15 protein-coding genes are annotated in these 16,877 nt (G+C 41.4%); 5 read left to right on the plus strand and 10 right to left on the minus strand.

Annotated elements, in window-relative coordinates:
• The first annotated feature begins 128 nt into the window (after positions 1-128).
• The 3 genes from ispE to FDF36_RS03585 all read left to right on the plus strand — a co-directional run bounded on the left by ispE (position 129) and on the right by FDF36_RS03585 (position 3,613).
• On the plus strand, positions 129-953 hold the full coding sequence (gene ispE, locus FDF36_RS03575) for a 4-(cytidine 5'-diphospho)-2-C-methyl-D-erythritol kinase (protein WP_220390354.1): 825 nt from the start codon (positions 129-131) through the stop codon (positions 951-953).
• 22 nt (positions 954-975) lie between these two features.
• Positions 976-2,220 carry a 6-bladed beta-propeller gene (locus tag FDF36_RS03580; RefSeq protein ID WP_220390355.1) on the plus strand — a complete coding sequence of 415 codons (1,245 nt, stop codon included), beginning with the start codon at positions 976-978 and terminating at the stop codon, positions 2,218-2,220.
• A gap of 133 nt (positions 2,221-2,353) precedes the next feature.
• A complete protein-coding gene (locus tag FDF36_RS03585; RefSeq protein WP_220390356.1) occupies positions 2,354-3,613 on the plus strand; it encodes a DUF4934 domain-containing protein in 1,260 nt (419 codons plus the stop codon).
• A gap of 324 nt (positions 3,614-3,937) precedes the next feature.
• Here the strand turns inward: FDF36_RS03585 and galE are convergent, their stop codons facing one another.
• The 10 genes from galE to FDF36_RS03635 all read right to left on the minus strand — a co-directional run bounded on the left by galE (position 3,938) and on the right by FDF36_RS03635 (position 12,911).
• Positions 3,938-4,972 carry a UDP-glucose 4-epimerase GalE gene (gene galE / locus FDF36_RS03590; protein WP_220390357.1) on the minus strand — a complete coding sequence of 345 codons (1,035 nt, stop codon included), beginning with the start codon at positions 4,970-4,972 and terminating at the stop codon, positions 3,938-3,940.
• Between the two features lie 203 nt (positions 4,973-5,175).
• Positions 5,176-5,748: an electron transport complex subunit RsxA gene (gene rsxA, locus FDF36_RS03595; RefSeq protein ID WP_005778198.1), complete on the minus strand. Its 573-nt coding sequence runs from the start codon at positions 5,746-5,748 to the stop codon at positions 5,176-5,178.
• Between the two features lie 11 nt (positions 5,749-5,759).
• On the minus strand, positions 5,760-6,347 hold the full coding sequence (gene rsxE / locus FDF36_RS03600; protein ID WP_220390358.1) for an electron transport complex subunit RsxE: 588 nt from the start codon (positions 6,345-6,347) through the stop codon (positions 5,760-5,762).
• 17 nt (positions 6,348-6,364) lie between these two features.
• Positions 6,365-7,039 (minus strand): RnfABCDGE type electron transport complex subunit G, encoded by a 675-nt coding sequence (locus tag FDF36_RS03605; protein ID WP_005806529.1) that lies wholly within the window; start codon positions 7,037-7,039, stop codon positions 6,365-6,367.
• Positions 7,036-8,028 carry an RnfABCDGE type electron transport complex subunit D gene (locus FDF36_RS03610; RefSeq protein ID WP_032540529.1) on the minus strand — a complete coding sequence of 331 codons (993 nt, stop codon included), beginning with the start codon at positions 8,026-8,028 and terminating at the stop codon, positions 7,036-7,038. Before FDF36_RS03610 ends, FDF36_RS03605 begins: the two co-directional genes overlap by 4 nt.
• A gap of 5 nt (positions 8,029-8,033) precedes the next feature.
• Positions 8,034-9,371 (minus strand): electron transport complex subunit RsxC, encoded by a 1,338-nt coding sequence (rsxC, locus tag FDF36_RS03615; RefSeq protein ID WP_220390359.1) that lies wholly within the window; start codon positions 9,369-9,371, stop codon positions 8,034-8,036.
• 36 nt (positions 9,372-9,407) lie between these two features.
• The gene (locus FDF36_RS03620) at positions 9,408-10,280 is read right to left on the minus strand and encodes a Fe-S cluster domain-containing protein (protein WP_220390360.1); all 873 of its coding nucleotides are present in this window, start codon (positions 10,278-10,280) and stop codon (positions 9,408-9,410) included.
• Positions 10,281-10,285: 5 nt separating this feature from the next.
• On the minus strand, positions 10,286-10,705 hold the full coding sequence (locus tag FDF36_RS03625) for a SoxR reducing system RseC family protein (protein WP_220390361.1): 420 nt from the start codon (positions 10,703-10,705) through the stop codon (positions 10,286-10,288).
• Positions 10,706-10,956: 251 nt separating this feature from the next.
• Entirely contained in the window at positions 10,957-11,361 is a 405-nt protein-coding gene (locus FDF36_RS03630) for a hypothetical protein (protein WP_220390362.1), read from the minus strand.
• 119 nt (positions 11,362-11,480) lie between these two features.
• Positions 11,481-12,911, minus strand: a complete 1,431-nt coding sequence (locus FDF36_RS03635) for a DUF3078 domain-containing protein (protein WP_005778214.1) — start codon at positions 12,909-12,911, stop codon at positions 11,481-11,483.
• Positions 12,912-13,292: 381 nt separating this feature from the next.
• Between FDF36_RS03635 and FDF36_RS03640 the strand changes: the two genes are divergently transcribed.
• Entirely contained in the window at positions 13,293-14,894 is a 1,602-nt protein-coding gene (locus tag FDF36_RS03640; protein ID WP_005778216.1) for a CTP synthase, read from the plus strand.
• Positions 14,895-14,941: 47 nt separating this feature from the next.
• Positions 14,942-16,798, plus strand: coding sequence for a membrane protein insertase YidC (yidC, locus tag FDF36_RS03645; RefSeq protein WP_220390363.1), 1,857 nt, complete (start codon positions 14,942-14,944; stop codon positions 16,796-16,798).
• Positions 16,799-16,877: the final 79 nt, after the last annotated feature.

The following is a 16,877-nucleotide window of genomic DNA, read 5'->3' on the forward strand; positions in this document are numbered from 1 at the left end:
CCACAAAATGTAGGCAAAGATAATTCTCTATTATCAATTTTCCATTATCAAATCTGAATTATTTATTTAACTTTGCGTCCATTAGACAGCATTAATCATTAATCACGAATCACTAATAGCCCAAAGACATGATTACATTTCCGAATGCCAAAATAAATCTGGGACTGAACATTACCGAGAAACGTCCGGACGGATACCACAATCTGGAAACTGTATTTTATCCCATACCTCTGGAGGATGCCCTTGAAATCACAATATTAAATGACTCGAAACAAAAATTTGTCCTGCACCAATCCGGCCTGGAAATCAGCGGGGAGCCGGAAACCAACCTGGTAGTAAAGGCATACCTGCTGCTGGAACAGGAATTTCAATTACCTCCGGTAGACATTTATCTATATAAACATATTCCTTCGGGTGCCGGTTTGGGAGGTGGCTCGGCAGATGCTGCTTTCATGCTAAAATTGTTGAACGAAAAATTCAATTTACATCTGGCAGATGAAAAATTGGAAGAGTATGCTGCCATATTAGGAGCTGACTGCGCTTTTTTTATTAAAAACAAACCAATCTTTGCAGAGGGTATCGGCAACATTTTTTCCCCAGTCGATTTATCATTGAAAGGATATCAGTTGGTACTTGTAAAACCGGATGTCTTTGTCTCGACCCGAGATGCCTTTTCACAAATAAAACCTCACTACCCGGATCATTCATTGAAAGAAATTATAAAACGTCCGGTAAGCGAATGGAAAAACTGCATGTTCAATGACTTTGAGGAAAGCGTCTTTCCACAATACCCTGTCATTGAAGAAATAAAAAAAGAATTGTACAGCAAAGGAGCCATATATGCCGCCATGTCGGGTTCTGGTTCATCTGTTTTCGGTTTATTCTCTCCCGAAGAAAAAATAACGAAGATGGATTTTGAAGCAGCATTCTGTTTCCAAGCCGAATTGAAATAATCTGATCATAAAATATAATACCATGAAAAACTACTTAATAACGTATGGCTGTGCCATGTTTCTATTAGCCTCTTGCGGATCTCCATCCCAACAGACCAAAGCACCGGGACAGATAGATATTGCCGGAAAAATAGAGAGCCTGACAGAACTTAAAGCATCTGATTTTATTAAAGAGATCAACTATGTGGCATTGGAGACTACAGACAGTTGTTTAGTAAACGAGAATCCTAATATACAGGTTTTCAAAAATAACATTATTGTAAATACAAACAAACAATGTTTGGTTTTCGATAAAGACAGTGGAAAATTCCTGCGTTCTATCGGTCATATAGGCAATGACCCGGGAGGGTACAGCGAAGCAACCTTCTGGATTGACGATATAACAGGAGAACTGTATTTCATAGGATGGAACGGTACTCTTATGCGATACGACCTGCAAGGCAACTACTTGGGTGACGTCAAGGTTGCCCCAAACCTGGGAGTAAGAAATCCCGCTTGTTTTGTTTTCACAGATTCATTAATTGTCAGTCATCAATTGAGTCTCCTGCCAATACAAGGAAATGAAAAGAAATCTCCTTTCCTACTTCTTGACAAACAAGGAAATGTGATAGATAGTATCCCTTCTTTACTCCCGGTTATACCTGTCACCACTAATGTAGTACGATTAAACATATTAAAAAGTGAAAAAGCACGGGAGCTTTACGGTAATATAGGAGTTCATGGTATGATGACAGCATACTTTAATAATGATGACGCAATTGAATCACCGCGAGTACTTTCAACACTATGGAAACATAACGGAAAAGTACGATTTAAAGAGGCATATCTGGATACAATCTATACTTTATCCGAAAATAAATTATCTCCTTATCTGATTTTCAATACAGGCAAGTATCATTATCCGGCAGAAGAAAGATATCAGCAAAAAGAAAATGACGAAAGAGTCAAGATCGACTATGTGATGGAAAGTACCACTTTGGTCATCTTCCAGTTCAGACAACGAGGAGAAGTGTATACCGGCATATACAATAAAGATACTCAAATAACTCAAATAGCCAAAGGACAAAATTTTGTAAACGATATCGATCATTTTATGCCATTAAATCCCCGGAATTGTAATACTGACAATGAATATGTAGATCTCGTTCAGGCAAACACTATACTGGAATGGATGGAAGAACATCCGGAAGTAAATCCAGACGGCAAGTTCTCTTTCATCAAAGGAATAAATGAAGAATCCAACCCGGTCGTTATCTTAATGAAATAGATCATAAAACAATAACAAACTAAATATTTTGGTTATTTAACTACATACAATAGTTTAATCACTAAAATATTTAGTTTATTTGTCCTTCATAACAAACAACAGGTATTTTACGACCTGATTAAATGATAAAAACATGAAGAGACAAATTGTATCATGCGGCATTTTTGCTATGCTATTGTTAGCCTCCTGCAATGGAGCGCAGCAAACCTCTGAAGTCGATCTGATAGATATTGCCGGAGGAATGGAAAAACTGACAGAACTAAAAGTATCTGATCTCGGGAAAACAATCCGATACATTCCTTTAGAAACAACGGACTCCTGCCTGATCGGAGATTTTCCTAATATCAAACTTCTGGATGACAAAATTATGGTCTATAACGGCAAACAGTGTTTGCTGTTTGACAAAGAAACCGGAAAGTTTATTTGTTCTGTAGGGCACAAAGGAGACGATCCTGAAGCTTATAGCAGTACTTGCGGATATCTGAATCCTAAAAACCAGTTATTGTATTTTAATCGCGATCCCAACCAATTGGTAAAATATGACCAAAAAGGAAATTTCGCAGGAGTCATCACCATCCCTTCGCCAGAAACTTCAACGGGCAATATACAAATAAACCGTCCCGGAATGAATGGATTTGTATTCTCTGATTCCATTATTATAGGGCATTATGTAGGAGGATTAGGGCAAAGATGTCCCAGTTCGGTATTATATTTCTCCGATAAGGGTAATTACATAGATACTATCCCGAATATCATTCCCGAATTAGGAACAGGACAGGTTGGAGATATCAACAACATTTCGGTACGCAAGGGATTCGGACTGTTAGAAGGCATTATTCAAATACAGTATAACAATGGAAAACAAAGCATCTGTGTACCCGGATATACGGCACTATGGAAGTGTAATGACGAAATCCGATTCAAAGAATTATTTACCGACACCATCTACACATTGAGACACAATCAGCTGGAAAAGTACATAATATTCAATACCGGTAAATATTACTGGCCGGCTTCCGAACGTACGCTTACAGACAATAACAGTGACCGAATTATGATCAGCTATGCAATCGAGAATGACAAGTTACTCTATTTCCAGTTCATCAGAGGGCTTTACACAGACAAACACATCTTGTACAATGGAATTTATGACAAAAATACAAAAGTGACTAATATAGCTTTAGCTGAAAATAACTTCGTTGATGACTTGACCCATTTTATGCCTTTTAATCCCAGCTTTCTTAATGAAAAAGGTGAATGTGCCTCTTTGGTTCAAGCTGCTGACATTCTTACTTGGCTAGAGGAACATCCGGAAGTCAAAATAGAAAAAGAACTAAGCGTCCTGAAGAATTTGAATGAAGAATCAAACCCGGTAGTAGTATTGGTAAAATAATAACGACTCTCCTCTTTGAAGGAGTTCAAAGAGGAGAGTTTTTTCTATCCAATAGTCAGACAAAATAAAATCTCATAGATAAAATAAAGTTTATAATAAAAAAACAGTACCACGACTCACGTCGTAGTACTGTCACAACACAAACACAAAATAAAACACGACAAAACTACTATGCAATCTTACCTGTCTATGCCGGGGAGGCATAAGTACTAATTATGGATATTCACATACACATAAACAGCTTCAGGCCGATTTGCATCCTATAAACAAATGTATAAAAACATTTGTTCATGTCTTATATGTTAATTAAAACAATATTCTTATTTATTGGATACCTCTTTCACGAAGTTTCAACTGCCATGCCCAAGCAGAACGCAGTGTATCTTCCAGAGTTTCCTGAGCTTTCCAACCCAATTCATTGTTCGCATAATCAGGGTTAGCCCATACCTTTTCAATATCACCGGCACGACGTCCAACAATCTGATAGTTCAGTTTTACGCCGGTAGCTTTCTCAAATCCGTTGATCAGTTCAAGAACTGAAACTCCACGTCCTGTACCGATATTGAAAGTTTCAACTTTATCTTTTTGTTTCTTTTCAAGAATACGTGCAATAGCAATTACGTGTGCTTTAGCAAGGTCGACTACATTGATAAAGTCACGGATACATGAACCGTCAGGTGTATCATAATCATCACCGAAGACACTCAATTTTTCGCGAATTCCAATAGCAGTCTGAGTCAAATACGGAATAAGATTTTGAGGTACACCATTAGGAAGTTCTCCCAACAATGCTGTCGGATGAGCACCAATCGGATTAAAATAACGCAGTAAAATTGCATTAATCGGAGCACCGGAAGCTACTGTATCTCTTACAATCTCCTCATTAATCTGTTTGGTATTTCCATAAGGAGAAGTAGCTTTCTTTATCAGAGCATTCTCTGTTACAGGCAATTCATCCGGTTCACCATATACAGTACATGAAGAAGAGAATACAATGCCCTCAATGCCATGTTTGGGCATTAATTCAAGCAAGTTTATTAAAGAAACGAGGTTGTTACGATAATAAAGCAATGGTTTTTCTACTGACTCACCTACTGCCTTACTGGCCGCAAAGTGGATAATCGCTTTAATACCTTTATATTTATTGAACACGGCATCTAAACCGTCAAAATCCAAGCAATCCAGTTTCTCGAAAACAGGACGAATACCTGATACCTTTTCGATATTATCTACGACATCAGCATTTGAATTAGATAAATTATCAATGATGATTACTTCGTATCCACTGTTTTGCAGCTCTACAACAGTATGAGAGCCGATATATCCGGTTCCGCCTGTTACTAAAATTCTTTCTTTCATAACGTGTATAATGGTTAGTTTTTTCGGTTTTCTTGTAAAGTGTTTGCAAATGTAACAAAATAAATTTAGATAAATGCACAAAAAACGAATATTATTTCATGATGCTAATGTGGATTAAGACAAAATAACAGAAAAAGCGACGGAAGAACTACCTTAACGATAGCCTGTCCGCCGCTCATCCTTCAGTTGTTTGTCGTCAGGATTTATACCACTCCGGAGAATCCCATAAATGCCATAGCCAGCAATCCGGCTGTAATTAAAGCAATCGGAGTTCCTTTCATACCTTCGGGAATTTTCACAAGGCTCATTTGCTCACGCAGTCCGGCAAAAAGCACCAAGGCCAAGCCAAAACCGATAGCAGTAGAGAATGCATAGACAACTCCCGTCAATAAATCATAATCTTTTTGGATAACAAGAATAGCCACCCCCAAAATACAACAGTTTGTCGTAATTAAGGGAAGGAATACGCCCAGTGCCTGATAAAGTGCAGGGGAAACCTTTTTTAGAATAATTTCCACCATCTGGACCAGTGCCGCAATGACCAAAATAAACGTAATAGTCTGCAAGTACTGCAATCCGAAAGCATCGAGCACAAACTTCTGGATCAGGAACGTTACGATTGTGGCAATGGTAAGCACAAAAGCCACCGCTGCACTCATACCCAACGCTGTATCCACTTTCTTGGAAACACCCAGAAACGGACAGATTCCCAGAAATTGCGACAACACAATGTTATTAACAAAGATTGCCGAGATAAATATCAATATATATTCCATAATCGTTTATTTTAATTTGCTTTCTTAAGGCTGTTAATCAGCGCAATCAGATATCCTAATGCAATAAACGCACCCGGAGCAAGAACAAAGACAAGCATACCATATTCTTCGGGGATGATTGACAAGTTGAATATCTTACCTGTACCCAGAAACTCGCGGACAGCTCCCAACAATGTAAGAGCAATCGTAAAGCCCAGTCCCATACCAATTCCGTCGAACATGGACGAAAGAGCATTATTCTTAGCTGCAAATGCTTCTGCACGTCCCAATACAATACAGTTCACAACAATCAACGGAATAAAAAGCCCTAATGTAGCATACAATCCAGGGACATAAGCCTGCATCACCATCTGAAGCAAAGTCACAAAAGACGCGATTACCACAATGAATGACGGAATGCGTATCATGTCCGGAATCAAGTTCTTTATCAACGAGATCACCACATTAGAGCAAATCAAAACAAACATAGTGGCAAGTCCCATACCCATACCGTTAATGGCCGAAGAAGTCGTACCCAATGTAGGACACATACCAAGCAGGAGCACAAATGTCGGATTCTCTTTAACAATCCCATTCATCAATACTTTAAAGTTATTCATATCTTTATACTCCTTTCTTATTTAATAACTACTGAATCGACAATCGCAGTTTCAGACTCCTGTACCGGAGCGGCTTTCTGAGAAGCACCGGTTGTCCCGTTAGTATCGCCATTGCCTTTATAAGCACCATACGCAGCGTTCACGGCATTCAAGAAAGCGCGTGAAGTGATTGTAGAAGCGGTAATAGCATCTACCTGTCCCCCATCCTTACTTACCGTTAACGGTTGCTCACCCGGATTCATTCCTTTAATACTACCTTTATTGCCTTCCTTAAACCAATCGGCCGCTTTTGAACCAAGCCCGGGAGTCTCGGCATGTGACAACAATGAATAGTTATAGATTTTGCCTTCGGCATCAAAACCAACCAGTACTTTCAGTTCTCCGCCAAATCCCATCGATTTAGCTTCAACCGCCGTCCCGACCCATTGATCTCCGTTTTTAGCCGGATAAATAATAAAGTCAACAATCTTCTTACCGTCTTTCTCACTAAACATAGTATCACACTCTGCAACCGGATTATTCGTGAATTCGGGTAAGACTTCTTTTAAAGCCTCATTCAGTGTTTTTGCATTTGCTTCTGCAATAGGCCCTTTGGTCAACTCATTCACATAAGCCAGCAGAGCTACCGAAATAGCTGTTACTCCCGTGAGTACCAGCAACATATTTTTCAATGATGATTCTAACTTTTTCATTTCTTCTTCGCTACCTCCCCAAAGCGTTTTGGTTTACAATATGTATTGATTAGCGGAGTGAATGCATTCATAATCAGAATAGCAAATGACATACCTTCCGGATATGCACCGAATAAACGGATAACAACTGTCAGCAAACCGATGCAAACACCATAAATCAGCATACCTTTTTTACTCATCGGAGAAGTCACATAATCAGTCGCCATAAAAATGGCACCCAGCATCAGACCTCCCGAAAGCAACTGGATTACCGGAGAAGCATAAGCTTCCGGATTGGCCAGGTACATAATGCCTGAGAATACAAATACAGTGGCCAGAATAGATACCGGAATATGCCATGTAATGATTCTCTTCCATAACATATAGAGGAGGCCCAAAATCAAAGCAGCTGCACTCACCTCGCCCAAACATCCGCCATTATTGCCAATGAACAAATTCCAGGCATCAGGAAGTTGGCTAAAAGCTGAGGCATCACCATGAACGGCTTGTTTCATTAAGGCTAACGGAGTAGCAGCGGTAGTAGCATCAGTATAGGCAGTCAACTGACCAACCACCGGCCACGAAGTCATTTGTACAGGGAATGATAACAACAGAAACACACGTCCTGCCAATGCCGGGTTAAACGGATTATTTCCCAATCCTCCAAATGACATCTTACCGACGCCAATAGCGAATAAAGCACCTAAAATAATGATCCAAATAGGCAGGTTCGACGGAAGATTGAATGCCAGCAACACCCCCGTGATGATAGCAGACCCATCACAAATAGTAGTGGTTTCTTTCTTCAGCAAGAACTTACCGATTGCCCATTCAAAAAACAGACAGGCTATTACAGAAGTCGCTGTGACAATCAACGCACCCAGTCCGAAATATACGAGCGAAACGATAAAGGCAGGAATCAGTGCGATCAACACACCGTACATGTTTTTCTGTACACTGTCTCCACCATGAACGTGAGGCGATAATGATACGATTAATTTATTTTCCATACTTATTATTTTTTAGCTTGACGTGCACGAATCATGGCACCGACTTTCCCTTTACCCAAACGACAATAGTCGAGTAACGGACGATTGGCAGGACAAGTGAACTGGCAAGAGCCGCATTCGATACAATCCATGATTCTTTCTGATTCCATTCTTTCAAATTCTGTGTTCTCGGCCAAAGCGGAAAGCAGATACGGCTCCAGTCCCATCGGACAAGCACTTACACACTTCGCACAACGGATGCAATTTTGTATTTCTCCGCGTTTAGCCTCTTTCCGGTTCATAATCAAAATTCCGGAACTTCCCTTGGCAGTAGGAACATCGGTATTAACCAATGCTTTACCCATCATCGGGCCGCCGCCAATTACCTTTCCGGTGTCTTCGGGCAAACCGCCACAAGCATCAATCAGTTGTTGCATCGAAGTTCCGATACGTGCCAGGAAGTTGGAAGGTTTAGCAACCGATTTACCGGTCACCGTAATCACACGTTCAAACAAAGGCTTATTTTTCTGCACAGCCTGGTATACCGCAAATGCTGTACCTACATTCTGAACAACCGCTCCTGTAGAGATGGGTAGTGCACCACTCGCAACCTGACGTTTGGTTATAGCATCGATCAGCTGCTTCTCACCTCCTTGCGGATATTTCACCTTCAAAGGTACAACCTCGATACCGGCATAACTGGATGCAACTTTTGTCATCAACTCAATAGCATCGGGTTTATTGTTTTCAATACCGATAAATGCTTTATTTACCTTTACGGCTTTCATCAGAATGGAAACTCCTACCATTACCTCTTCGGCATGCTCCAACATTAACTGATGATCGGCGGTTAAATAAGGCTCACACTCTACAGCGTTTATAATAACACATTCTGCTTTAAATGAAGGAGGCGGACAGAGTTTAACCTGAGTGGGGAAACAAGCTCCTCCCAAACCAACAATACCGGCATCGGCTATCTTCTTCACAATCTCTTCCGAAGTCAATTCGCACTCTTTCACCAGTTCAGGGCTGCGATCGATAGATTCTTCCCATTCGTCCCCGTCTACATCTATAAAAATAGCAGGTTTGGCATAACCACTCGCATCGACGATCGAATCAACCTTAGCGACTTTGCCACTGACAGAAGAGTGAATGGCTGCCGAAACAAAGCCATTGGCTTCGGCTATTTTAGTGCCCACCTTCACCACATCACCTTTTGCCACAATAGGCTTAGCAGGTGCACCGATATGCTGCCCCAAAAGTATTACAGCTTTTGCCGGAACTTCCGCCGTAATAATAGGTTGATGTGCTGAGAGTTTATTTTCGTGTGGATGAACACCACCAATTGAAAATGTCTTCAACATACAATTCTGTATTTTATCTGTTTATTACTCGTTTTCTTAAGCTTCAGCTGTTTTAGCAGCTTCGGCAACAGGTGCTTCCTCTTTGGGTTTGCGCGGAGGGAAATTCAACTCGATGATAGTGTGCTGCGGGCAAACTTCAACGCACTTACGACAAGACTTACATTTGTTGTAGTCAATGTAAGCAAGATTGTTCTCAAGAGTGATTGCTTCAAACGGACAAGTCTTGACACACTTACCGCAACCGATGCAACTTACCGTACAAGCTTTACGCGCAACAGCCCCCTTGTCTTTATTGACACAAGATACATATACGCGGCGCGATTTTTTGCCCTTAGCACGAAGTTCGATTATCGCTTTCGGACAAGCTTTGACGCAAGCGCCACAGGCTGTACACTTTTCTTCATCCACTTCAGGAAGTCCTGTTTCGGGATTCATGTGAATAGCATCGAACTGACAAGCAGCCACACAATCGCCACATCCCAGACACCCATAGCTACAACCGGTTTCTCCACCATAAAGCGAAGCGGCAATAGCACAACTCTTTGCACCGTCATACATATTTGTACGCGGACGGTTCGTGCAGGTTCCGTTACATCTAACCACTGCCACCATCGGTTCTGCAGTTCCGGCGTCCAGCCCGAGGATCGAAGCAACCTGCGACATCACAGGTTGTCCGCCTACCGGACAAAACTTACCTTCCAGCGAACCGGCTTTGACGCAAGCATCAGCAAATCCGCTGCAACCCGGATAACCACATCCACCGCAGTTAGCCTGAGGCAACACTTCGGATACCTGGGCTATTCGTGGGTCTTCGTACACGGCAAATTTCTTGGAAGCAACATACAATATCGCAGCCAGTACAAGCGCAATAGCTCCCAAAGAAATCACTGCAATCAGAATCAAATTCATAATTTTTAGTTATTTATTGGTTTTATAGTAAAAGAAAATTTTTGTTTCAACCGAGTTCTGTTCAGCCATATTATATAATAATAAGGAACAAGCACCGCTAAAGCAGCAAGCGCTCCATATAGTTCACTATGAAGAACTGTCTTGAAAACGAAAAGGCCGAGAATTAAAAGAAAGAGAGGAATAACAAAGGCCAGAAATACAGCCTGCATACCCATGGAAGTAGCACCAATAATTGTCACCTCGTCACCTACCTTCCATACAGATGAAGTGTCGGTAATCTCAATTACCTTCTCTTTGCTATCTGTCGAAGAGCAATGTCCCTTGACACTGCAAGTTGAGCAGGCCGATGTTTGGATGATCCTCACAGAAACCTGAGAACCACTTATGTTTTCCACAATACCTTGATGAGTTATTATATTAGTCATTTTGCAAACTGCACATTACAAATTGCGGCAAATTTAAGCATAAGTTTGAGAACTACGAAGTATTTGAATGTTTTTTATAGCGTAATAAGAGTTCTTTTTGAAGTATTTTTTTACTCCATTAATCAGGAGTAGAAACAGAAAAAGCAGGCTTTTTGCCTGCTTTACTGCTAAATTGTTATCATCCTCCGATATTTTAAAATAAATTAGAAACAGAAACCGATTCTTTTATCACTTTCTGTTCATTTTCCCTTTTACATCTTCAAACATTCATTGATCTCAATCATCTGAATCAAATCTGTCCGTTGAATAGAAAAAGTGCTGCTTTCTTTCTGAACATACTTCAGTAAAACAAGACCATCCTGACGCAGTTTAGACTTTTGCAAAATGTTAGATTCCATTTCATCCGAGATCTTCAGCAGGGTCATGGCAGCCAGTTCTATCTTTCCCATCCGGTTAGGATCTCCTTCATAATGGTCAATCAGTTCATCCGGACTCATGCTCTGCAACTGCTCTTGGGGAAGTCCTAAAATCTGTCGCGTAAGACAGTCATATTCTGTCCATTCATCCTTACGAAACTTCTTTTTATTCAAAATCATATTAACAATTAACGAAATGATTTCCTGAATCATTCGTATCAGATAATCTTGTTTAATCATAAGACACTTTCTTTAAGTATAACATTTTGATTACAACGATGAAATTGCACTAACGGAAACAACAGAGCCGACTGAAAACTCCCGCCGGCTCCATATTTATCTTTGTGTCAACTATTCCTTTACCATTTATAGTTCAGACCAAAACTGAGCAACTCTTTCAACTGGAAATAACTGCTACCGGTGGTCGGCTTTGCACTGTCATCAAAGCGTGCATGCACAAAAAGCTTAGTAGAAAGATAACGGTTCAATACAAAATTGAAAGTATTTTCCCACTCAATGCGTACCCATTTATAGTTAGTCAGATAGTTCAGGCGGGAATCGACTACAATGGACGGAATAATGGTCCATGAAATGGTAGGTTGTACCTGTGCACCAAAGTCATTCTTTGAACATTTGCCTTTATCCAGTCCGAACTTGGTTTCGTCCACATTTTTGTTACCAATATAACGAAGGTTATAGGTCAATGGAGACATGAATACAGAAAGGTTGAACTTTTTCTTTTTCAGCTTATAATCCATACCGACACTGACAATCACATCAGCAGGAGCAAGGAAAGCAGCAACCAATTCTTCACTGTTAGCCTTATAACCTTTGGCAAACTGAGTCTTAAACTCACCGGTGATAGTATAGTACCAATTATGTGCAGCCTGGATACCTAATTTGGAATACAAGCGCAATTGGTCGGTATTGACCAGATACTTATGATATTCATCCGATGGAGAAGAGTTAAATCCCAATTTAGCCTCCAACAGATTCTCAAACTGTACTTTCTCACGGTCATTGTAATTGGCAAACAACTGTAAATTAGCCATTACAGCATTGTTACTCTCACCACCTTTATACCAGTTGTCCGATATATAGTTCTGAGTAATCTGAAGCGAACCGTTACCTCCCGTCACCCACCAGTTAGGTTTCGAAATTACCATTTCTGCTTCACCTACATTCTCTTCTACCTTATCTGCACGGAACAGGCTTTTCACTTCCGTCTTCGGAATTTCAATCTTTTTATCGCCATGATACAATTTACGGCTCATTATATGATCTTCGGTAGTAACAACCAAATTGGGATGGTTCAGGTATAAATCCATCAAAGCGGCATCTACCAGCCGGGCCGATCTCTTGATCTTGGTAAACTGCAAAGTGTCATACGGTGATAACTGCTCATTAAGGGAAGGTGCAGTAAAAGGCTCTTTAAATTTCCAGCGCATAGTAGAATATTCCGCAATAGGCGAATAATAATAAGTTAGCGGAACAAACAGGCGGTAGTAATCCGGATCTGTTTTCACATAACGCATAGGTACTGAAGGATCATTGAGGTATTCCAATTCTCCTATATAGTTATTATATAAGATGGACACTGTATCCATCTTGGGCTTCGGACCATCCAGATTCAGTTTCAGGAGAAGGTACTGCTGAAGCACCTCGGAAAGTGTATCAGCTTTCACTTCATTTTGCACTGTCTCGGAAACCGGTTTTATCGTCTTCTGCGCCATCACTGACGAAGAAAACAGGATTGCAAATGCTAATGTTGAGATGTGACTAGTCTTCATTTTTATAACAAATTTGAGGGCAAATTTACATTAAATAGTTTAGATTACATAAAATTCGCTCATTTTTAATAGGAATAACCGATCAAACGGATCGATGAAACAACCGATCTGTTTTACCGGAATTTGTATGGCATACAGAGCTATGCGAATTTATCCTGTAGACAGGTTTATGCTACTTATGCCACCAGACGGATAAAGCCCCATTCATCCGTTACAGCCATACAGCCTTTTGTCGTCCAAACATTTCGGAACCCGGAATTGCATTTTTTAATAAATTTGTTTTGTAGAAAGCATCCGTTCTTCCCCATTTTTTTGTAATTTTGCGGTTTTTAAGATTCAAATCAAACGATTTAGAAACAAATTATTAAAACAGTTATAGCTGTGGGAGAAACAAAGTATATTTTCGTAACCGGTGGTGTTGCCTCTTCTTTAGGAAAAGGTATCATTTCATCTTCCATCGGTAAATTGCTGCAAGCAAGAGGTTATAAAGTAACTATCCAAAAGTTTGACCCGTACATCAACATTGACCCGGGAACATTGAACCCTTATGAACACGGAGAATGCTACGTGACTGTAGACGGCCATGAAGCCGACCTTGACTTAGGACACTACGAACGTTTCCTGGGCATCCAGACTACAAAGGCCAACAATATCACGACAGGCCGTATCTATAAGAGCGTCATTGATAAAGAACGCCGTGGAGACTATCTGGGAAAAACCATTCAAGTCATTCCTCACATCACGGATGAAATCAAGCGTAACGTCAAGTTGCTGGGCAACAAGTATAAGTTCGACTTTGTAATTACAGAAATCGGAGGTACAGTAGGTGACATCGAATCCTTACCTTATCTGGAAAGTATCCGTCAGTTGAAATGGGAGTTGGGACAGAATGCGTTGTGCGTGCATTTAACTTATGTACCTTTCCTGTCTGCCGCTCAAGAACTGAAAACCAAACCGACCCAACACTCTGTAAAAGAATTGCAGTCACTCGGAGTGCAACCGGATATTCTGGTGCTTCGTACCGAACATGACCTGAACGCCAACCTGCGTAAGAAAGTGGCATTGTTCTGTAATGTTGCCGAGAATGCGGTCGTTCAGTCAATCGATGCTTCAACTATATATGAAGTACCCCTGTTGATGCAGGAACAAGGCTTGGACGAAACCATACTTCAGAAAATGGGCTTACCTGTGGGCGAACGTCCGCCGTTGGGACCTTGGAAAGACTTCCTGAACCGTCGTGCCAATGCTACCGAAACGGTGACTATTGCAATGGTAGGTAAATACGTTGAACTGCAGGACGCGTATAAGTCTATCCTGGAATCATTGTCACAGGCTGCCACTTACAATGACCGTAAAGTTAAAATAGAATATGTATCATCCGAACACCTCACTCCGGACAATGTGGACGAACAGTTGGGACATGTAGACGGAGTAGTTATCTGTCCGGGATTCGGTTCACGTGGTATCGAAGGTAAGTTCGTAGCTGCCAAGTACACCCGCGAGCACAACATTCCGACTTTTGGTATCTGCCTGGGTATGCAATGCATGGCCATCGAATTCGCCCGCAACGTACTGGGTTATGCCGATGCCAATTCTATTGAAATGGACGAAAAGACCAAACATAACGTGATCGACATCATGGAAGAGCAGAAAGCCATCACCAATATGGGAGGTACCATGCGTCTGGGTGCTTACGAATGCGTCTTGAAAAAAGACTCTAAAGTATACGAAGCTTATAAACAAGAACACATTCAGGAGCGTCATCGCCACCGTTACGAATTCAACAACGACTATCGCAGGCAATTCGAAGAGGCCGGCATGAAATGTGTAGGTATCAATCCGGAATCGGACTTGGTAGAGATTGTAGAGATCCCTACATTGAAATGGTACATCGGAACGCAGTTCCATCCGGAATACAGCAGTACAGTGCTACACCCGCATCCGTTGTTCGTATCGTTCATTAAGGCTGCAATCGATAAGTAAAATCACTATCGTATAGATTATTAATCATTAATCACTAAAACAAGAGAATGGATAAAAACACCATCACAGGCCTCGTTTTAATAGGTATATTACTGGTAGGATTCAGTTTTCTGAGCCGTCCCAGCGAGGAGCAAATTGCCGCCCAGAAGCGGTATTATGACTCTATAGCCGTGGTACAGCAGCAAGAAGAAGCACTGAAAGCCAAAACCGAAGCTGCACTGGCTAACGAAAAAGAGGAAACAGCCGCTGATTCGGCATCTCTCTTCTTCAATGCCACCCAAGGTAAAGAGGCGTTTACTACTATCCAGAACAATTTGGTAGAAATCACTCTGGATAACAAAGGCGGCCGCGTTTACTCTGCCCTGTTGAAAAACTACATGGGACAAGATAAGAAACCGGTTGTGTTGTTCAACGGCAGCGATGCTTCCATGAACTTCAACTTCTACAATAAGAAGGGTGCCCTCCAGACAAAAGACTTCTATTTCGAAGCAGTCAATAAAACAGACAGCAGTGTTACGATGCGTCTGGCCGCCGACAGTGCCAGCTATATCGACTTTATTTATACACTGAAACCGGATAATTATCTGATGAGCTTTGTGATTAAAGCAACAGGTATGGAAGGCAAACTGGCTGCTACTACAAACTATGTGGACATCTCGTGGTCACAACGTGCCCGCCAGATCGAGAAAGGATATACTTACGAGAACCGTTTGGCAGACCTCACCTACAAATATACAGGTGATGATGTAGACAACCTTTCGGCAAGTAAAGACGATGAAAAGTCAGTACCGGAGCGTCTGGACTGGATTGCTTTCAAAAACCAGTTCTTCTCTTCTGTATTCATTGCAGAACAGGATTTCGAAAAGACTACGGTCAGATCGAAAATGGAGAAACAGGGAAGTGGCTACATCAAAGACTACTCGGCTGAAATGAGTACGTTCTTCGATCCTACCGGCAAACAACCGACCGACATGTATTTCTACTTCGGCCCAAACCACTATAAAACACTGACCGCATTGGACAAGGGACGTGAAGAGAAATGGGAACTTAACAACCTGGTATATCTCGGCTGGCCGCTGATTCGTTGGATCAACAAATGGATCACCATCAACGTGTTCGACTGGTTGTCTGGCTGGGGATTAAGTATGGGTATCGTTCTGTTGCTACTCACCATCATGGTGAAAATTGTCGTTTTTCCGGCAACATGGAAGACCTATATGTCATCAGCCAAAATGCGAGTGCTGAAACCGAAAATCGATGAGATCAACAAGAAATACCCCAAACAGGAAGATGCGATGAAGAAACAACAGGAGGTGATGGGACTGTACAGCCAGTACGGTGTAAGCCCGATGGGTGGCTGTCTGCCGATGTTGTTGCAATTCCCTATCCTGATGGCATTGTTCATGTTCGTACCGAGTGCTATCGAACTTCGTCAGCAGAGTTTCCTTTGGGCGGATGACTTGTCGACTTATGACGCATTCATCACTTTCCCGTTCCATATTCCATTCTTGGGTAATCACCTCAGTTTGTTCTGCTTGCTGATGACTGTTACCAACATCCTGAATACGAAGTACACAATGCAACAGCAGGATACGGGTGCCCAGCCGCAAATGGCTGCGATGAAGTGGATGATGTACCTGATGCCGATCATGTTCCTCTTCGTCTTGAACGACTATCCTTCGGGATTGAACTATTACTACTTCATTTCGACTCTGATCAGTGTAGTAACCATGATCATATTGCGCCGGACAACTGACGAAAACAAATTGCTTACCGAACTGGAAGCTAAGAAGAAAGATCCGAAACAGATGAAAAAGACCGGATTTGCCGCACGCCTGGAAGCTATGCAAAAACAACAGGAACAATTGGCAAAAGAACGGGCTAATAAGCAGAATAAGAAATAAGAGATAGAAATCAGCTTAAATACCGAAGAGCCGGACAAGCAGTGTATGTTTGTCCGGCTTTCTTTTCCTTTATTGAACA

The organism is Bacteroides fragilis (assembly GCF_019583405.1).
In the GTDB taxonomy this organism is placed as follows: Bacteria; Bacteroidota; Bacteroidia; order Bacteroidales; family Bacteroidaceae; genus Bacteroides; species Bacteroides fragilis_B.